21 protein-coding genes are annotated in these 20719 nt (G+C 37.4%); all 21 read right to left on the reverse strand.

The window, feature by feature from the left end:
* Positions 1 to 56: 56 nt before the first annotated feature.
* The gene (yhbY, locus tag NE668_RS02930) at positions 57 to 341 is read right to left on the reverse strand and encodes a ribosome assembly RNA-binding protein YhbY (RefSeq protein WP_004693176.1); all 285 of its coding nucleotides are present in this window, start codon (positions 339 to 341) and stop codon (positions 57 to 59) included.
* A gap of 8 nt (positions 342 to 349) precedes the next feature.
* Positions 350 to 1621, reverse strand: a complete 1272-nt coding sequence (gene obgE / locus NE668_RS02935; RefSeq protein ID WP_227036924.1) for a GTPase ObgE — start codon at positions 1619 to 1621, stop codon at positions 350 to 352.
* A gap of 17 nt (positions 1622 to 1638) precedes the next feature.
* Positions 1639 to 2778: a S41 family peptidase gene (locus NE668_RS02940; RefSeq protein ID WP_227036923.1), complete on the reverse strand. Its 1140-nt coding sequence runs from the start codon at positions 2776 to 2778 to the stop codon at positions 1639 to 1641.
* A 1-nt stretch (position 2779) separates the two neighbouring features.
* Entirely contained in the window at positions 2780 to 3961 is a 1182-nt protein-coding gene (locus tag NE668_RS02945; protein WP_371745235.1) for a murein hydrolase activator EnvC family protein, read from the reverse strand.
* Between the two features lie 5 nt (positions 3962 to 3966).
* The gene (gene ftsX, locus NE668_RS02950; protein WP_012864279.1) at positions 3967 to 4854 is read right to left on the reverse strand and encodes a permease-like cell division protein FtsX; all 888 of its coding nucleotides are present in this window, start codon (positions 4852 to 4854) and stop codon (positions 3967 to 3969) included.
* Positions 4844 to 5530, reverse strand: a complete 687-nt coding sequence (ftsE, locus tag NE668_RS02955) for a cell division ATP-binding protein FtsE (protein WP_004693165.1) — start codon at positions 5528 to 5530, stop codon at positions 4844 to 4846. The genes ftsX and ftsE overlap by 11 nt, the downstream gene beginning before the upstream one ends.
* Positions 5531 to 5544: 14 nt before the next feature.
* Complete coding sequence (locus NE668_RS02960; RefSeq protein ID WP_156697507.1) at positions 5545 to 6477, reverse strand: transketolase family protein; 933 nt, start codon at positions 6475 to 6477, stop codon at positions 5545 to 5547.
* Positions 6477 to 7313: a transketolase gene (locus tag NE668_RS02965; protein WP_012864276.1), complete on the reverse strand. Its 837-nt coding sequence runs from the start codon at positions 7311 to 7313 to the stop codon at positions 6477 to 6479. Before NE668_RS02965 ends, NE668_RS02960 begins: the two co-directional genes overlap by 1 nt.
* Positions 7314 to 7346: 33 nt before the next feature.
* Entirely contained in the window at positions 7347 to 8447 is a 1101-nt protein-coding gene (gene csaB / locus NE668_RS02970) for a polysaccharide pyruvyl transferase CsaB (RefSeq protein ID WP_004693157.1), read from the reverse strand.
* Positions 8440 to 10482, reverse strand: a complete 2043-nt coding sequence (locus NE668_RS02975) for a DUF5693 family protein (RefSeq protein ID WP_227036922.1) — start codon at positions 10480 to 10482, stop codon at positions 8440 to 8442. The genes csaB and NE668_RS02975 overlap by 8 nt, the downstream gene beginning before the upstream one ends.
* Positions 10483 to 10494: 12 nt before the next feature.
* Positions 10495 to 11190 carry an LmeA family phospholipid-binding protein gene (locus NE668_RS02980; protein WP_227036921.1) on the reverse strand — a complete coding sequence of 232 codons (696 nt, stop codon included), beginning with the start codon at positions 11188 to 11190 and terminating at the stop codon, positions 10495 to 10497.
* A gap of 8 nt (positions 11191 to 11198) precedes the next feature.
* Positions 11199 to 12306 (reverse strand): peptide chain release factor 2 gene (gene prfB / locus NE668_RS02985; protein ID WP_012864272.1). Its coding sequence is split into 2 segments (ribosomal slippage): positions 11199 to 12248 and positions 12250 to 12306, totalling 1107 coding nucleotides; the frame shifts between segments, so codons are not numbered across the junction.
* A gap of 120 nt (positions 12307 to 12426) precedes the next feature.
* Complete coding sequence (gene secA, locus NE668_RS02990; protein ID WP_227036920.1) at positions 12427 to 14862, reverse strand: preprotein translocase subunit SecA; 2436 nt, start codon at positions 14860 to 14862, stop codon at positions 12427 to 12429.
* A gap of 276 nt (positions 14863 to 15138) precedes the next feature.
* Positions 15139 to 15303, reverse strand: coding sequence for a hypothetical protein (locus NE668_RS02995; RefSeq protein ID WP_227036919.1), 165 nt, complete (start codon positions 15301 to 15303; stop codon positions 15139 to 15141).
* 11 nt (positions 15304 to 15314) lie between these two features.
* Positions 15315 to 15695, reverse strand: a complete 381-nt coding sequence (locus tag NE668_RS03000) for a SprT-like domain-containing protein (RefSeq protein ID WP_227036918.1) — start codon at positions 15693 to 15695, stop codon at positions 15315 to 15317.
* Between the two features lie 45 nt (positions 15696 to 15740).
* Positions 15741 to 16181, reverse strand: coding sequence for a hypothetical protein (locus NE668_RS03005; protein WP_227036917.1), 441 nt, complete (start codon positions 16179 to 16181; stop codon positions 15741 to 15743).
* A gap of 128 nt (positions 16182 to 16309) precedes the next feature.
* The gene (locus tag NE668_RS03010; protein ID WP_227036916.1) at positions 16310 to 16981 is read right to left on the reverse strand and encodes a VgrG-related protein; all 672 of its coding nucleotides are present in this window, start codon (positions 16979 to 16981) and stop codon (positions 16310 to 16312) included.
* Positions 16972 to 17145, reverse strand: a complete 174-nt coding sequence (locus NE668_RS03015; protein ID WP_205112384.1) for a hypothetical protein — start codon at positions 17143 to 17145, stop codon at positions 16972 to 16974. Before NE668_RS03015 ends, NE668_RS03010 begins: the two co-directional genes overlap by 10 nt.
* Positions 17142 to 17687, reverse strand: coding sequence for a hypothetical protein (locus tag NE668_RS03020; protein WP_227036915.1), 546 nt, complete (start codon positions 17685 to 17687; stop codon positions 17142 to 17144). Before NE668_RS03020 ends, NE668_RS03015 begins: the two co-directional genes overlap by 4 nt.
* Positions 17684 to 18169, reverse strand: coding sequence for a hypothetical protein (locus tag NE668_RS03025; protein ID WP_227036914.1), 486 nt, complete (start codon positions 18167 to 18169; stop codon positions 17684 to 17686). Before NE668_RS03025 ends, NE668_RS03020 begins: the two co-directional genes overlap by 4 nt.
* Positions 18169 to 20673, reverse strand: a complete 2505-nt coding sequence (locus NE668_RS03030; protein WP_227036913.1) for a glycosyl hydrolase family 28-related protein — start codon at positions 20671 to 20673, stop codon at positions 18169 to 18171. The genes NE668_RS03025 and NE668_RS03030 overlap by 1 nt, the downstream gene beginning before the upstream one ends.
* Between the last annotated feature and the right edge of the window lie 46 nt (positions 20674 to 20719).

Raw genomic sequence — 20719 nt, forward strand, 5'->3', positions numbered from 1 at the left:
GTTGAAATTCTTAACTACGATGTATACAAATTTTTATGATTTACTAGATTATAAAATTATTTTGGCAAAATGATTTTAGGTTCTTTTTTAGCTTTATATAAAACACCATTAAAGCCAATCACTTGAACTAATTCAGCGCCAAGCATATCTGCTAAGTCTTGAAAAATTGTCTTATCTTCAGGACTATTATTATGTAATTTAACCTTAATAAGTTCACGTGCTGTAATCGCTGCACGAGCACTATCTATAACACTATCCTCTAAACCATTTTTACCAATTTGGACAACTGGTGGTATTGTAGCCGCCAATGAACGTAAATACCGTTTTTGTTTTCCTGTCATTATTACTCCTACTCTTGGAAAGTAAAGCGCTGATCGCCGATTACAACTTCATCACCGTCTTTACAGCCTTTTTCCTTCAATTTTGCATCAAGCTCCATAAAGCGCCAAATGCGTTGGAATCTACGAAGAGATTGATCATCGTCAAGATTTGTCATAGCTACTAATCGTTCAATACGTTTACCAGTAATGTAGAAAGCAGCATCATCACCGCGAGTAATGACAAATTCTACATCTTGTTTTGCTTCGTATACAACTGTATCATCATTTGCTTCAGGCTCTGGTTCGTAGTTTTCTACATAGTAGTAAGCTCGTTCCATAAGCTCTGACAAACCTTCACCACTTAAGGCGTTAATTAGAAATACTTCATAGCCTTTGTCTTCAAAATATTTTTTTGTTTCGGGAATCGTCGTGTCATCAAAGACCATATCGATCTTATTGAGAGCTACAATTTGTTTCTTATTAGCCAATTTTTCAGAGTATTTACGTAACTCTTCATTAATCGCATCAAAGTCGACCTTAGGGTCTCGGCCTTCCATACCAGATACATCTAAAACATGAATTAAAATATTCGTACGTTCAACATGACGTAGAAAATTGTGACCTAAACCTACACCTTCACTAGCCCCTTCAATAAGTCCCGGAATATCGGCCAAAACAAAGCTACGATCTCCAGAAATTGTAACTACCCCGAGTACTGGTGTTAGTGTAGTAAAGTGATATGCTGCCACCTCTGGTTGAGCTTTAGATATTTTTCGCAAAATACTAGATTTACCAACAGATGGATAACCTAATAAACCTACATCAGCTAATACTTTAAGCTCTAATTGTAACCAGAATTCTTCACCAGGTTCACCCTTTTCTGCAAAGGTTGGTGCACGGTTAGCACTAGTTTGGAATCGAGCATTGCCACGGCCGCCACGACCACCTTTGGCAATAACAAAGGTATCGCCATCGTTGACAAGGTCGCAAAAGATTTTTCCTGTTTCCTCATCTTTAATTACTGTACCCAATGGAACTGGAATGATAAGAGGATCGGAACCTCGACCGTGCTTATTAGAGCTTTCACCATTACCGCCAGCTGGTGCCTTAAACTGACGTTTATATCTAAAGTCTACAAGCGTATTAATATTCTTGTCAGCTTTAAAAACAACATCCGCACCTTTACCACCATCACCACCACTAGGGCCGCCATTTGGCACGTATTTTTCTCGACGGAAGCTGGACATACCATCCCCACCGTCACCAGCTTTAACAAAGACACGCGCTCTATCTATAAACATAATTTAACTCCTATGCATTATTGTTGTAATAGCTCTAATGCCTTTTTAATTTGAATATCATCTAATGTACTAGATGGATGTACACCTTTTGGTAAATCGATTTCTACATCAGGTTTAATACCTGTTCCATCAATAACACGATCACTTGGCGTGTGGTACTTAGCAATAGTTACTTTAATTCCTTCATCATCTAAACTAGGGAAAATAGTTTGAACGGTACCTTTACCATATGTATTAGTACCTACGATAGTGCCTAATTTACGATCTTGAACAGCGCCTGCTATGATTTCTGATGCACTAGCAGAGCCCTTATTAACTAAAACAACCAATGGCATAGCTACATCAGGTCCATCTGACTTATAAGTATCCTTTTTACCTGATCGATTTTGTACTGTTACGAGTGTACCTGGAGGCATAATATAGTTAGATATCTTTTCAGTAGTAGATAATAAACCGCCTGGATTATCTCGTAAGTCCAAGACAAGGACCTTCATACCTTGAGATTGAAGCTCTTTATATTGAGTGGCAAAATCTTCTGCGGTATTTTCTGCAAACTGACTAATACGAATATACCCAACTGTGCTAGTTAGCATTTTACTTTTAACAGTAGGCAAAACAATGGATTCACGAGTGATATCAAAATGCAACTTTTCACCATTACGCTCAATATCAAGAGCTACAGTAGTACCTGCTTCGCCACGAATACGAGAAGATGCTTCCTCTACCGGAATTTCAGTAGTAGATTGTCCATCGATAGCAATAATGTGGTCTCCAGGTTTAATTCCAGCTTTGAAAGCTGGTTGGTCTTCCATAACGCTAACAGCATATAGACCTTTATCATCAGTACCAAGGACCATACCGACACCAGCATATGTTGCAGATGTTTGCATTTTCATGGACTTATATTCTTCTGCATTTAAATAAACACTATGCGGTTCTCCCAAAGAGTCAATTAACCCCTTTAACATACCATCATAAAGGGTACTTTTAGCCATAGGTGTCATAAAAACTTGACTCGCAGTATAATAGGCTATAAATAATCTTGGTAGCCCCCAGAATGAACCGGAAAGGTACCAAAATGTAAGCCACATAATAACGATGCCAGAGCCTATATATTTCAATAGACTCCATAACACCGTACGTGTATCAAATTTCATATTATAAATATCCCATAGGATCCACAGGATCCCCACTTATACGAACTTCAAAATGTACATGTGGCCCTGTACTATTGCCTGTGCTACCAGCATAGGCAATAACTTGACCCTTACCCACATCTTGCCCTTCAGAGACAGCAAGTTCAGAATTATGTCCATAAAGAGTAGACATGCCATTACCATGATCGATAACTACGGCATAACCATAGCCACCCATCCAACCCGACCAAGCAACAGTACCACCATCTGCAGCATGAACAGGTGTACCTTCATCAACACCAATATCAATGCCAGAATGATAAATTGTAGTGCCCCAAATCGGATGTGTACGATAGCCATATGGAGAGGTAATTTCACCACTTACAGGCCACCCAAGTTGACCAGAACCTTGTACCCAAGAGTAAGTTGGTGAAGATTGTTGAGCCGCTGCCGCAGCACGAGCAGCGGCACGCTCTGCTTGACGTGCTTTCAATAACGCTGTAATCTGTGCAGAAGATGCATTTAATTCTTCTACTGCTTGCATTGCTGTAGCACGATCATTTTGAGCCTTTTGAAGAACTACCTCACGTTCTTTCTTCTTTTGCTCTATTTCAGCTCGTTTTGCCGCAGCTGCTTTTTCAATCTCAACTAGTTTTGCACGAGACTGTTCTAGTGCTTGCTTTCGAGCCGCTATTTCAGCGCGCTCTTTTTTGATTTCCTCAATTAATTTAATATCAGAATCAATAATTCGTTTTAAAATTTCTAAACGATTAGCAAAGTCTGTAAAATCTTTAGATCCAATAACTACATCTAAGTAACTTAAACGACCGTTAATATAAATATCACGTACACGCTTATAAAATACGACTTCTCGCCCTTCTAGTCGCTTTTGTGCTTCAGCAAGTAATTTTTCATTCACTGTAATATCATTTTCAACAGATATACGTTGTTGTTGAATAGAATCCAATTGTTGCTGAGCCTGACGTAATTGTTCTTCGATTTGACGTAACTGTTCGGATACACTGACTATAACAGTTTCAGCATCTGCCTTTTTAGCATTTTGTTGATTAACTTGTTGTTGAATTGAATCAAGTTGATTTGTTAAATCTTCGTCCTCTGCAACGATGTATAATGGTGTTCCCAATACCACTATACCAGTCAAAATTGCCGCTACGAAGCGAGATTTAAATATACTATTATTCATAAACATTACACCTTCATGTATTGTTTCAAAGAAATAGTACTACCAATAGCACCTACTACTATGCCGCCACCTAAGATATAAAGGGCTACATCATAGAAGAATGGGAACATTGGTACTAAAGGGAAGAATGCTAATGATTCAGAAACTTCCAGTGTGATGAAGTGATAAAATTCACCAACGCAAAGAACGGCAATGATAGCACCAATTAAGCCTAACAACATGCCTTCAATCAAAAATGGCCAACGAATAAATCCATTAGTAGCACCTACATATTTCATGATTGCAATTTCTTTACGACGTGCGAATACAGTCAACCGAATTGTATTTGAAATGATGAATAGTGTTGCAGCTGCTAGGAAAGCAATCAATACAATCCCACCAATACGAATTACTTGCGTAATGCGGAAAAGCTCTTCTACAATATCTTGACCATAATGTGTACTTTCTACGCCTTGGAATGTCGTAGCTAATTTTGCAGTTGCTTTTACATCGCTAGGATTATCAAAGGTTAACACATACGAGTTAGGCAACGGATTTACATCACCTAAAGCATTCACCAATTGTTGCTGATCACCAAGGCGTTCTTTGAACTCCTTCATAGCTTGCTCTTTATTAACAAATTCTAAATGCTTTAAGTTAGGTATAGCCTTAATTTGCTTTCCTACTGCCATAATTTGATCAGTTGTTAAACCATCCTTTAAGTAAATACTTAACTGTACTTGATTTTCTAGACTGGATGCCATGTTATTCAAATTAATGACACCACAAAGGAATACACCGAGCATAAATAAGGATAAAGCCACTGTAGAAATGGACGCTAATGTCATAAGTCCATTACGTTTCATAGACTTCAGTGCTTCTTTAAAATAGTATTTTATCGTTCTAGGCTTCATTAATTTCTGCACCTCTCATATTATCACTTTGAACACGGCCGTCTTTTAAACGAATAACGCGTTTATTCAAGTATGAAACAAGATCCATATTATGGGTAACCATAATAACGGTAGTGCCGAAATTGTTAATATGCTTAAACAATTCAACAATATCCTTACTAGTATCAGGATCAAGGTTACCAGTAGGTTCATCAGCAATTAATACTGTTGGGCGATTAACAATTGCACGCGCAATAGCAACACGTTGTTGTTCCCCGCCAGAAAGATCCTCTGGTAAGTCATTAGCCTTCTCAGATAAACCAACAAGGTCTAATACATGACTCACCTTTTCTTTAATGATTTTTGGTTTTTCTTCAATAACTTCAAGAGCAAAAGCAATATTCTCTGCTACCGTTTTATTAGGCAATAATCGGAAGTCTTGGAATACAACGCCAAGCTTTCTCCGCAATTTAGGAATTTTACTGCGCTTCATACGCGTAACATCAAAGTCATCAACAATGACAGTACCAGCATCTGGCACTACCTCATGCGTTAATAACTTAAATAATGTTGATTTCCCTGCACCACTGTGACCACAAACGAGAACAAATTCACCATCGTTAATGGTTAAACACACATCGTCTAATGCAACAGAACCATTATCATAGACTTTACTAACATTCTTAAATTCAATCATGGGATCCCCTTTGATTATTTACGAGCGATTACACGTTTTACGGCTTCTACAATATCATTGGCAGTTAAGCCATACTTTGCCATTAGTTCTTTTGGTGTTCCACTCTCCCCAAATGTATCTTGGACACCAACGAATTCCATAGGTACAGGCTTATTAGATACTACTACTTCAGATACAGCAGAACCGAGGCCACCAATAATATTATGTTCTTCAGCTGTAACGATAGCACCAGTTTCCGCAGCGGCTTTTATAATTGCTTCAGCATCAATAGGTTTAATAGATGCCATATTAATAACACGTGCAGATATATTAGATTCAGATAAAGTTTTAGATGCCTCTACAGCAGGTCCAACTAATGCACCACAAGCAATAATTGTAGCATCAGAACCATCTACCAAAATAGTAGATTTACCTGGCACAAATGAGTAGCCTTCTGTTGTTACATCATCTACACCAGCACGCCCCAAACGAACGTATACTGGGCCGTTATAAGATGCAGCCCATTCGATAACAGCCTCTGTTTCACGCTCATCAGCAGGTACCACTACAGTCATATTTGGCAATGTACGCATACAGGAAATATCCTCTAAACTTTGGTGCGTTGCACCATCCTCACCAACAGTAATGCCCGCATGTGTAGCACATACTTTCACGTTTAATTTAGGATAGCATACAGCATTGCGAATTTGTTCAAATGCACGTCCTGTAGCAAACATGGAGAAAGATGATACAAATGGTATCTTACCTGCCGCTGCAAGTCCAGCACCAACAGAAATCAAGTTTTGCTCTGCAATACCTACGTTAAAGAAACGTTCTGGGCACACAGCTTTAAATGTGTCTGTTTTAGTAGATTTGGATAAATCCGCATCTAGTACGATAATATTAGTATTCTCTTTACCAATGCGAGCTAGCGCATTACCATATGCTTCACGTGTTGCTTTACCCATTATTGCACCCCCATAATTTCATTAACAAAGGCTACACCTTGCTCTTCACTTGGTGCTTTACCATGCCAGCCTGCTTGACCTTCCATCTCTTCAACGCCTTTACCCTTTACAGTATGCATGATAATACATGTTGGGCCTTCTGTAAAAGCTTTCGCAGTTTCAATAGCATTATGAAGCTCATCAAGATCATGACCATTAACTTCAATAACATTCCAATTGAAAGCTTTGAACTTTTCTGGAATTGGTAATGGAGAAAGAACTTTAGTAATATCACCATCAATTTGAAGACCGTTAAAATCGACAAAAGCTGTCAAATTATTCAGTTTATAAAAACCAGCAAACATTGCAGCTTCCCACACTTGACCTTCTTCAAGCTCACCATCACCAAGAATAGAGTATACACGGTAATCTGCATTATCAATTTTGCCTGCCAATGCCATACCACAAGCTGCAGAAATGCCTTGTCCTAAAGAACCTGTAGACATATCTACACCTGGTGTGTGTTTCATATCAGGATGGCCTTGTAACATATGATTAATTTTACGTAAGTTCAAGAGTTCTTCTTTAGGGAAATAACCTTTTTCAGCCAATGTAGCGTATAGTGCAGGCGCTGCATGACCTTTAGAAAGGACAAAACGATCTCTATTAGGAGCTTTTGGATTTGCTGGATCTACATTCATCTCAACATAGTACAACAAGGCCATCACATCGGCGATGGATAATGAACCACCTGGGTGACCGGATTTCGCTGCCGTTACAGACTGTACAATACCAACGCGAATAGCTTTTGCCTTCTCTTGAACTAATTGTTTAACATCTTGTGTTAATGTAGCCATAGAGACCTCACTTTCTGGATAAAATCCAATATATTAATAATCTTTAAGTAATGAAATAGCAATTTCTGCATTGCGTTGGGAATCTACACGCAATGATTCAATGCGATCATAAGATGCTTGATACTCCTCACGAGAATTCAACAATTTATGACACCATTGGTATAAGGCTTCTTCACGCAAATGAGTCATTGTGCCAATAGGCTCTTGACCAATCATATGTAAAAAGCTTGTAATTTTAGGATCATAGGAAATACCAATAACTGGTTTTCCCATTAAAGAACTAAAAACTAAAGCGTGAAGACGTATACCAATCATGAGGTCCACATTTCCAGATAATGACACTTGTTGCTCTGTAGAGAACGGACCTTCTAGCACAATAGCGCCATTCGGCATATAGCTGGCAATGATCTTAGCCTCTTTTGTATCCTCAGGATGTGACATAGGAATAAAGATAATTTCCACATTATCTTGTTCTTGTAATCTGCTCAATACATTAGCTAAGGATTCTCTATACTCTGTATCCTCTTTCCAACTACGAACCGCCACACCAATTCGTTTACGTTGTTCATCTGCTTCAGATATTTTAGATATATACCCTTTCAGAATATGAGAGCCAATTGAAAGATCTGCTGGTTGCATGGCCAATACCGCATCTGCAGTAACTTCTACATCTTCAATTCCCAAAGAAACTAGTTCATCCTTTGAAATAGAATCTCTAACTGTAATAGTATCTACAAAACGCAATACAAATCCAACGGCACGACGTGTTGATGAACGATTTAAAGGACCAATACCTTGGGAGTATAGCATTACTTTTTTCCCAAGCAACTTTGCTAGCGCCATAATACTTAAGTAATAGTAAGTATTGCGAATACTAGTAGCATCTTGTAATAAACTACCACCACCACTAATAACAAGATCCGAATGAGCAATTGCTTTTAAGATACCCAATGCAGAGAATGTACCTACAGCATTAATATTATGCTTTTTACTAGTCTCTTTAGGATTACCAGAAATTACAGTAATATGTGCATCAGCCTCTTCTTTACGAATAGCATCGATAATAGCACAAAGCATGGCCTCATCACCAGCATTACCAAAGCCATAATAACCAGAGATAACAATATTACTCATGGTCAACCTCCCTAGCTTGGAACCATTGTGTTACGTACATCATAAACCGTACTGCGATGATAAGAAGCACTCCAAAAAGGGCGCCAATTAACAAACCATCATAACCACGCATGATGGACATGAACACTGGCGTTCTAAGATGACAGAAGGTTTCAACCATTGAAGCAATGCCAATAACACCAGCTAGAGTTAATAAGAAATGAATTACTGTAGGCCACTTACGCATGAACGCAAAGGTAGCTAGCATTAAAGCAGGATGACCAATAATGAACTCTTTTTCACGCGGTCTCGCATACATTGCATTTTCAAGAAAACGACGTAGCATAAGTTCAAAGCCTGGTACAGGAACACCTGCAGTGTGTCCACTACGGCCAACAAATACCCATACTGCGCCACCAAGTGCTGCTATTATAAAGAATACATATAATTTAACATCCATAGTTAAGAATTCCACTACAAATGTTTTCGCTTCTTCTTTGGAATTAATCATGCGGCCGTTCCACAATGGGAATCGTTGAAGGTACGCAATAATAACTAAAATAATTGGCAGAACAAAGGTCAACTTAACACCTCTAAAGAGAGCAAACTCCATAAAGAATTTCGTATTGCCCAATAAAGATGCGATATACATACCGCCAATAGCAGCAAATAATGCAGCAATTACAAGGTATAATAAGGCAAGAATAGTAGACTTAATGGCACCTAATGGACGTGCACCATCATAACGACGCCACTCTTCCATCAAGCGTATCATAGCACCTACAGGAGCCATAATAGCACTAGATAGAGCCCATATTTGAGTAATTAAGGTACCACTTGTAAGAATAAATACAACAATGGATGCCAAAGAAATGCCAAAAAAAGCCACAAGTTGCGTATGCTTAGACATTGATAACATCATTTGTAGAACATATACAAAAAGTGCGATAGCCCCGATCATTGTAATAACTACTAATAATGGATTTGGTGTATAAGCAGGATAAATATCCGCTGGACCAAATTCATAACCTTTTACAGCCAATTTCTCTGTAGCTATATTAATATAGTTGATTGTAGTCTGTAAAACAGTTTCATTATTTATACCTGTTTCATACATCGGAAACAAGTTAAAACGAATATTTCGTTCTATATCACTAATGTAAAAGCGTTGTGCCGCTTCTTCAGGGGTAATTTTCTTTAACTCCTCTTTAGCGATAGTATACACACGACCTACACTATAATTATTTTTGGCCGCCATTTCCAAGAAACCTTGTTGTGGCTCATACTGCAACTGATTTACAGCTTCGATACCAACTAGTGGAATATGATTTTTATTTAGTAATGCTAATGTTTCATCCGTTAAATTAGGTGCACCTAGAGCTTCTTTACCAGCAAAAATCATCCCTGTTACATGAGGAATGCCTTCAAGTCGTTTAAATACATATTGAATATCTTCAGATGTTACGTTTCTATAGTTTGTTGGACGAACGATAACATTGAAACCACGATCTGCAACCTCTTGTGCTTGCAACTTTGAAATACCAAGATTCATCTTTGCATAGCTATCTGCTGTTGCACCATACAATTCAAGAACAGGACCAATACTTGTATTAAGCTCTTTCACCTTGTCCTTGCCAATACGGTGGTATAAATCCTCTCGAATTTCTTTATAATAACCTTCTTTACCTGAAATTAATGCCACATAAGTCGCCCCAGGTTGAATCGCAGCGCCATTAACACGAACAGAGTCCATCTCTTCAGAGCTTAATACTTTAACTTGGCCCGCATCTTTTGCTTTTTCTAACGTGCGATCATAAATAGCAAAAGCAGTCACACCAGCATTACGTAATGCATCAAAAGCTTCTTGTTGACTACGCTTTTCAAAGGCGCTGGCTCGTAAAACTGCATCATAGTCTACAATATTTTCAATATGATTTTGAGATTTCTCAATCTGATGGCGTTCAAATACTAAGTATAAGGAAGATAAAAGACCTATAATAATACAAAGTATAAGAATCCATGAGTACTTACTTTTTTGTGTGTTCCGATGATTCACGACAAATCCTTTCTAGTTGAGTACAGGTTTAACTTTAATGAGAATTTCACCATTATCAACAGTCAAACTTTCCGCTTTTACAGGAATTGGAAAATTGTTGAAGTCATAAATTTGAGTACTTTCTAACACATTAGATGTCATACCAGGAATTGTAGCACCATTTATGGTGAACTTTTTAGGTGAAAACAATAATGTATTGCCCTTTAATTCTAAATTCCCATCTAATTTAACATCTCCTTTAAACACCATGCCTACATTCATTTTACCGGTTAGGCTGATATTATCTTTACTAATGTCAACTTGTACGTCTTGAATATCACTACCTGCTTCATTACTTAAGAAAGTCGCTAAATCAGCTTTATTAATAGTCCCATCAATACTAGCAGTCCCAACACTAACGATATCAATTTGTTGACTAGCTAATAAAGAAATTGGATTAACAAGAATTTGTTTAGCATCATATCGGAAGCTAGCAAAATTCAATTTACCCAGTTTAATATTCTCCAAAGTGCCATAAACACGATCCACCTCACCATATAAAATTTTTAAAGCAGGTTGAGCCTCAACATTTACTGTTTGAGCCGTTGGTTTCAATGTTTCATTTAATTGGCTTTCAATACGAGAGCCAATAAAAGATGGCAATAAAAATTGGGATGCCACTACAAGAGCAATAATTAGCACTAATAGGAATAGTAAAAACTTTTTCATAGTATCTCCTAAATTGTTAAGTTAGCCTCTTTTTTTAAGAAACCTTCGATAAATGGGTCTAAGTTGCCATCCATAACAGCTTGAACATTACCAGTTTCTACACTAGTACGATGATCCTTAACAAGATTATATGGATGGAATACATAGGAACGAATTTGACTACCCCACTCAATTGCTTGGTAGGTACCACCAATCTGTTCTTTAAGTTCAGCTTGCTTTTCGAGCTCTAACTCAAATAGTTTTGCCCGTAACAAACGTAAAGCTTGTTCTCTATTCTGCATTTGAGAACGTTGTGTTTGGCATTGTACTACAATACCTGTCGGCTTATGTGTCATGCGAACAGCAGAATCGGTTTTATTAATATGCTGACCACCAGCGCCGCTAGCACGATACGTATCAACTTGAACATCTTTCATATCGATATTAATTTCCACAGTATCATCGATTTCAGGCATTACATCGACAGCAGCAAATGATGTGTGACGTCGAGCCGCAGCATCAAATGGTGAAATACGAACGAGACGATGTACACCTTTCTCAGACTTCAAGTAACCAAAGGCATTTTCACCTTTAACAAGGAATGTAGCAGATTTTATTCCTGCTTCATCACCAGGTTGTTCATCCATTAACTCGATGGAAAAGCCAGATTTTTCAGCCCAGCGCAAGTACATGCGAATTAACATAGAACACCAATCTTGTGCCTCAGTCCCACCAGCACCGGCATGAAATGTTAAAATAGCATTATTTGCATCATATTCACCACTTAACAATAAAAGTACTTCTTGCTTTTCCAAGGTTTCTTCTATTTGCTTAACATATTCCTTGATTTCACTCTCCATGGAGAGATCATCTTCATCTATAGCCATTTCAAGCATCACATTAGCATCTTCAATATCACTAACAAGTTGCTTATAGCTTTCTACAGCATTTTTTAATTGTGTGGCCTCTTGAGAAATCTCACGAGCTTTATCTGGATTATCCCAAAATGTAGGATCACTCATCTGTACATCAAGTGTAAATATTCGGTCTTCCTTTTGAGCGATGTTAAAGTGAATCCCTCATCCCATAAATACGTTCTTCTAAATTAGAAATAATCGGTTTTAGATCTTCTAACAATTTATGTTCACCACCTTTAGTTAATTAGTCTATTACATCAATAAACTATTACCTTAACAAAATAGAAAAATGGCCGTTGCCCAGTGGAAATCCCTTTGAGCAACGTGCCATTCACAAATCTTAATCTATGTTTTGTGGCTCCAACACATCTTCATGATGGGATTGTGCACCTTCTAAGTGATCAACTGGTTCTTCGATTTCTTGAATCAATTGTGCACGAATTTTGTATAATGCCATGATTGTCTCATCTTGAATAGCTGCAATCATGTTTTGGAACATATCAAAAGCTTCAAACTTATATTCTACCAACGGATTCTTTTGACCATATGCACGAAGGCCAATACCTTCTCGTAACATATCCATATTATCCAAATGTTCCATCCATTTATTATCAACAACGCGCAACATAATCGCCTTTTCAAGTTGACTAAACATAGCCTCTCCAAGCATATCAACGCGATCTTGATACTCTTCATGAGCAATTTCTAATAAGCGTTCTAATAAGTCTTGACGACTATATTCTTCCATATCTTGAGAAGACATAATCTCTTCTGTTAAGAAATATTGACTTAAATGTTTATAGAGACCTTCATAATCCCATTCTTCTGGATAGAGCTTTTCATCAGCATAAGCATCTACAGATTCGGTAACAAGCTTGTCAATCATTTCATTAATTGTTTCACGCAAGGATTCGTTACGTAAAATACGGCGTCGTTGTTCGTATAATACTTCACGTTGTTGATTCATAACATCATCATACTCAAGTACATATTTACGAATATTATAGTTATGATCCTCTACTTTCTTTTGAGCACGTTCAATAGATTTAGTAATCAAAGAATGCTCGATAGGTTCATCCTCTTCCATACCAAGTTTATCCATGATACCTGTAATATTGTCAGCACCAAAGATACGCATTAAGTCATCTTCTAATGATAAGAAGAATTGAGAAGAACCAGGATCCCCTTGACGACCAGCACGTCCGCGTAATTGATTATCAATACGTCGGCTTTCATGGCGTTCTGTCCCCAAAATGGCTAATCCACCTAGTTCTGGCACACCTTCTCCAAGAGTAATATCAGTACCACGGCCAGCCATATTAGTAGCGATTGTTACCATTCCCATTTGGCCAGCAGCTGCAACGATTTCTGCTTCTTGTTCATGATGTTTAGCATTCAATACTTTATGAGGTACACCTGCACGCAACAACATATCTGAAAGTTCTTCAGACTGTGTAATAGATGTAGTACCAATCAAAATAGGTTGCCCTATTTGGTGGCGTTCTACTGCATTACGTACTACGGCACGATATTTAGCAGCTTTAGTTTTAAAAATCTGATCTGGCAAATCCATCCGGATTAAAGGCTTATTCGGTGGAATTTGTATAACCTCTAATCCATAAATATCGATAAATTCTTTTTCTTCTGTTTTAGCAGTACCTGTCATACCTGCTAATTTATCATACATACGGAAATAGTTCTGGAATGTGACAGATGCTAAAGTTTGGCTTTCGCGTTCAACTTTCAAACCTTCTTTAGCCTCAATAGCCTGATGCAAACCATCAGAATAACGGCGTCCAAACATCAAACGGCCCGTAAACTCATCGACGATAACAACTTCACCATCTTTAACCACATAATCAGTATCACGATGCATCATAGCATAAGCACGCAAAGAAGCACCAAGCAAATGATTCAACTCGATATTTTCTGCATCATATAGGTTTTCAACGCCAAGCATTTTTTCAACCTTTGCGATGCCAGAATCTGTAGGGGCAATAGTTTTTTGTTTTTCATCGATAACATAGTCTTCATCTTTTATAAGGTGAGGAACAATTTTAGCCAATTTATAATAATTATCAGTGGAACGTTGACCAGGGCCTGAGATAATTAATGGTGTTCTTGCTTCATCAATAAGAATGGAGTCTACTTCATCCACAATGGCATAATTCAATGGTCGTTGTACCATTTGAACAACATCGGTTACCATGTTATCGCGTAAATAGTCAAAACCAAACTCATTATTTGTACCATATGTAATATCACACGCATAGGCTTCTTTACGTTGATTAAAGTCAAGATTAGCCACAATAAGACCCGTGGAAAGTCCTAAGAAATTATATAAACGTCCCATTTGCTCGCTATCACGAGTCGCCAAATAATCATTTACTGTTACAACGTGTACACCCTTACCGGTCAATGCATTCAAATATACGGGCAATGTAGCTACTAATGTTTTACCTTCACCAGTACGCATCTCCGCGATATTACCATTATGCAGGCAAATGCCCCCCATTAACTGTACATCGAAATGACGCATGCCTAAAACGCGTTTAGATGCTTCACGAACTACAGCGAATGCTTCTGGCAATAGGTCGTCTAACGTTTCCCCTTTTTGTAAACGACGTTTAAACTCATCAGTTTTTGCCACTAAGTTAGCATCACTTAATTTAATATAATTAGGTTCAATTTCATTAATATGATCTGCAATAGCACGCATTTTTTTAATTTCTTTTGCGTTATTATTGCCTAATAGCCTTTGTAAAAAGCTTAACAAACAAATCACTCCTCTACGGGACATCTTACATTATTTTATCTAACTTAGTATACCATAATATGACCGCATTTTAACATATATAATTAAATTTCAGTAATAATCATTGTGGCCAAGTTTTTACATAATACGATTATATACAAAAATCATTAATAATAACATATAAATTTTGACGTTTATTTGACGGCAAAAAAAATAAAGGGTACCGATTGGGTACCCCTTTTGTTGTAATTTACTATTCAATATTATGTTTAGTGGTAAAATTTGCGATTTTTACTTCTAAACTAATTCAGTTAGTCTAAACAATTTACCATTTCTGAAGAGCATTTCACATCGATGGTTGTTTTCATCGACTAGTGTTGCTTCAAATAAACCTTCTTCCGGAACTTGAATATCTTCTGCGAAATTGTAAGTCTTTCCGTTAAATTCAAATGTCTTTGCCATAATTTTTCACCTCATTGTAATATTGCGCCGCCAATATCTATATTGTAAGCATCAATTATTTTCTTGCGTAATTGCTTAAATTCTTTGCCGTGTCCTTTAAAATGACACTCAATAGTGGCATGTGCTAATTCATGATAGATTGTATTTAGTTCAATATCTTTATCGTGATTATCCTTACTTAACTCAATCAAGCAAGAGTCATCATTATACCAATATGTTATGCCTAATAGCTTTTTACTTCTTCCGATGTATTTATGTATCAACAAATCAGGTTTAAAAGAATACCCCAATGCCTCGATATTGGCTATTGCTTTTAAAAATATATCAGCATACGGCATCATGTCATCGTCGAGATATAGTGTACTGATTTTATCACCCCCATTAACTATCATCTAATAGTTGACTGTTGCAAACCGTGCAATTCGGAGATAATTGGATCACCATTCCTTTACTGTATATAGAACACTACCACCTTCAAAATGCTGTCCGTCAAAGTGTGCTAACACTTCAACTTTACCTGCTTGATAGCCAATAGTCTCATAGGCTTTACTGTCTAATACCGTTACACCAGCTTTAATCTTATGAGCCTTGTTTAGGTTGATTTTATAAACGTCCACCTTTTGTTTATCCGTATTAGCAACTACTGCGGTTCTATCCGCCTTTTCCGTTGCTGCTTTAGGTAATGACGGGGCCTCATGTTTGATAGCCCGTTGCGTTTGTTTGGCCGCCTGTTCTACCGTAGGGGCCTGTACATAATATGTAGTTACCGGTTGAGCAGTTTCCATCTTGGAAACAACTTGTTGTGCTTCATCTTTAGTAATATGAATTGCATTAGCCAGTTTTACAGGATCCTTTACTTGTTCCTGATTCAGTAACACAGGCTTTTCAACCTGATGTGAATTATATATAGACACCCCTACAATAGCTAAAATAATTAAAATTAGCCCCCCTATGAGGATTTTATGTCGTTTTAGATAAAATAATACTTTAAAAGTCCAAAGGCTCATCATAGACCCCTTTCTTGCATTTCTTGTGAAAACATTTCTAGTGCTTGCGCTTTCTCTGCATCGAACCGTTCAACAAGATTTTCACGCAACCAACTAGGATTACCTTCATAGTTCCATGGATGCAACTTTCGCTGTTCATATGCACCATTAATTAAATCCCAATCGAATTTAATGTCGTTTACATAAGATAAGTTCCAATCAGGCTCCCAACCCGGAACATATTGCATTGCCTCTTTAAAAAGATTAATAACTTCACCGGGACCATATTGAACGGCCGCAGAAAATACAACATCACGCAATGCTCGGCTATGTTTATTTACATCAAATAATTGATTGGATAATTCGCTACACGCCACATCATAATAAGCATATTTAATGTAGTCATGCTGCATTTCCATAAAACCTTTAGGATCTATGGTTCCCAGTTCTTGCCATTTACTTATGAACTCATCGGAGTTAATAGGTCCAGCACTTTGAAGGGCTCTTGCATAATCTTTGTAAAATCCATCTTCTTGTCGCAAGCCCCAACCAAGGAATGCATCCACACTCCCACAGTTACTTGCTAACTGATAAGCACCATACGATATACCCCCAAGGTCCCCCTCTCCTGTAGATACAATAGCCGGGTCTCCATTGCTTTCATACACAGCACTTAATTTTCCTAGTTCCATTTGTTTTGCTCCTTCCTATTTGATTCACGTCCTCCTAAATAGCCAACGAGTCCGGAGGAAATGCTCATGGCCAATTCGTTATAACCATAAAGGACGGCCATTATATTGACCGCCCCTAGGATGAGGATTGTTAACACCTCACGAATACTAATTTTTTCAATCATTTAATCGCCTCTTTTACAGATTTAATGAATGCTATTACCTGTTTAACTAATCCGATCGCACGTTTAAACCACCTCGATTCCACCAACTCCAGTTCAATCATATTTTCAACACAAGACGCCAACTCAATCGCAATCGGTATGAGGTACATCCCTGTGCTTAAAAACGTATCTAGTCGACCCAAGAAAATAAATTCAACATCTGGTAACGTAAGTAAGATAAACGATAATACAAATAACCAAGGATATGATTTAACTAATTTCTTTGTCATATCGGACCTTAATTTATTACTGACTAGGAACCTATGCTTCTTGCCATTGATTTCAACATATCCCCATCCACGCCAAAGAATGGCCAGTATAGTATTGGCCACCGTACATGGTCTATTCGTTGCGATATTAAAATTGCGCACCTCAACCAAGATGCGCAATATCGTATCAACAAATACCAATATCAAAGTACAAAATATAGCTAATGATATTTGTACAAGTTCATGTTCATTTAATCCCACCATAATAGGTGGTGGAGCGAAGATTTCAATCATATATTCCCTGTCCTTTCAATAATTAACCTATTTAAATGTTTGCTAATATTTTTTTGTATTGAAATTTGATTGTCTATATTGAAAGTTATTTTAATCAAATTAGGTGGCACTCTTTTAGTTGTTATAGTAATTTCAATATTTTTGGAGTTAGGGATTATTAATTCCCTCTCTGCTGCATCAGATGCGTCCATAAAAACACGATATTTTCCTTTTGGTAAATACACGTACCATTTATTAAACGATTCAACATTACGTGCTTCCCATTTCCATGTATTGAATGTAATTGGGTCATATTGCACATACCCTCTATCTCCATTTGACTTAACAACATTTAAAGGTGTTACATTTCCAGAAACTCTTGCATATAAATCCTGTCCATTAAAACGGACACGGATGTAATTACCACCCGTGTCCTGTGCGTTTTCTGTTAAATTGTATGTTTGTATTTGCCCATTAGGCGTCTTGGTTTTTATAACTGCCATTATTCCACCCACAATTCTGCACCATTTGCGAATGTAATTCTGTTTTGTTGCCGTTCGCCATACATCTTATGCCAACCAGTATTAGTACCATTGGAAATACCGCCGTAATACAGGCCATCAGAACCATTATCAATCAATAATAATCTACCTTGCCATTGCTCAGAATTACCAAACTCCATAACAACGCCATTATTAGGCGCATTAAGCGCACCTTGTTTAACTTCTCTAAATACAACACACCCCAATGAAGATGGGTCTTTTGTATAATCTGAGTTAGTATTCATTCGATAACTCATAAAACCATTAGAAGTAATAGAACCAGTAATACTTGTATTTCCGTTTTTCTTAACATATGAACTATCTGCCGTAGTTTTAGATAAAACTGTTCCAGTGTCTGACATATCATCTTCTGTTAGAACTCTGAATGTTTTATTTTTGTTAGCATCGTAATAGCCAAGCGATGTACCTAGAAATACAGTCCGGTTATCGCTCATGCCAAATTCCATGCTATTACCAGTAGACATCTTAACCGCATGATGAGCGCTTCCTTTAGTATCTGTCACTTGCACAGATGTATTATTTGGCATGATGATTGGACCTTTCATCTTGCCACCGCTTAATCCTAAATAATCAAGGTTTTTCAATCGCTGCATATTGATTGAGTTTTCAAAGTCGTAATTTGGGTCACCTACATAAATATCAACTTGGTGACGTTTGTTAGTCTTTTGAGTAAGCACAGCAAAATAGAACTTGCCATTATAATAAGCGATATCTTCGATTTCCGTTTCACGATTGATTTCAATAATCTGTTTGACTGTTCCAAATGGAGTGCATTCAACAAGGCTCCCTAGTGTTGCAGACATAATTGCGCCGTTTAGCATGAAGGCCCCGTTATTATTCATATCCGGATAGATATAATCGACTTGGTAAGTCTTGAGCTTTTTGAATTCATCATTGTATAGATTGATTGTCCGAACTCGTTGATTGCCTGCGATAGGGACAATGGAAACATAAGTCCTTGTAATTGGATCATAGTCAATGTTGAATACTTTTTCTTGCAATGTAATAGTGTTTTCGATTGCCATAGTATCTGCATTTATAACTGTCAAATTGTTGCCGTTTTTTAATCCATTTGCGATGTAGATTTTATTAGTAAAGCGATTGTATGTCATGGTATTACAATGCCCTAGACGCTCAGAATCCGTGAATTTATAAGTACCTACTTTTTCAAAAGTGTATGGATTGAGTTCATAAAGAATTTGATTAGTGCCTTCACCGTTAATGCAAGCAAGTATAAACACGTTCTTTTTGGAATTGTAAGTAAACCCTTGGCATTGGTTTACTTCTGCATCATACGTAATGTTTTTCACGAATGCGATGTTGGATGCGCCTTTTAGCATCGGTGTTTCTGTTGGATAATACGGCTTGATATTGGTATATACACCCATATCCATGACAGAACCTACGGTATTAAAAGTTAAATGTTCAGTCAGTTTATATTGCCCATTTGGTACTAATAAGATTTTATTGGCCAAATTATCATTAGCACGTTTAAATGCTGCGGTATCATCTGCTACACCATCACCAACTGCACCAAAGTCTTTTACAGATACAATGCCGTTTAGTGATTCTTTTCCAATGTATTTAGCATCAGCTTCGGTTTTGGTTACAATTCCTTTACCGCCCGGCACTGCGATTTCTTCGGCTTTCGATGCTGCTATTTCAGCACGCTTGGCCGCATCTTCTGCTTTCTTAGCATTGCCTACACTAGCAATTTGTTTATTGTTAATATCAGTCTTAATAACATCTGCTTTTGTAACCAAATCATTAATATTTTTCTTATCGGTTTCCGCCTGCGCAGCATATGCTTTCGTATTATCTGCAAGCACTTGGGTTTTCTCAAATGTATCAGCAATTTGGATAAGAGCTGTATTTGCAGTCGCCAATTTATCATCAACTGTTTGAGATAATGCATTAATATTATCATTAATGGCTGTTAGCTTAGTTGCATTGTCTTGTACTTCGCTTGCTTTACTCTCTGCAGTTAATGCAGCTGCAATTGCTTTTTTAGCCGCCTCTACAGAATTATCAACAATATCACGTGCAACTTGATTTGGATCTTCATCAGCACCTACACGAATTTGCAACGTACGATCTAATTGTTCTTTTAATTCTTGTAGAATCAAAATAACCTTATCGCCCATACCTTCAATATGATTGTAGGGCCACTTATTGGCTAATTCTGTAGTTTGTGAAATTGGAGTACGTCTGATTAAAATAACCTTATGAGTTGCCGGCAATGGCTCACCAATACTTGGATATGTTAAGGTTTTATTTTGAGCATCATAAAGAATATTCCCTGTTTGCTCTGTTTGCCGTCCGTCTCCATCAACTAGAATAAGGTTGATGTCTTTAATATTATTAAAGTCATACGGCCAAATAAAGGTCTTATTCTGTCCATCACATTGATATTGAACTATTGGATTGCTGACTTGTGGAATCACAATATCCCGCCTTTCTTTGCATATAAAGAGGACTACCTAAAACTAG

This window comes from Veillonella parvula (assembly GCF_024461875.1).
GTDB classification, from domain to species: Bacteria; Bacillota; Negativicutes; order Veillonellales; family Veillonellaceae; genus Veillonella; species Veillonella parvula_I.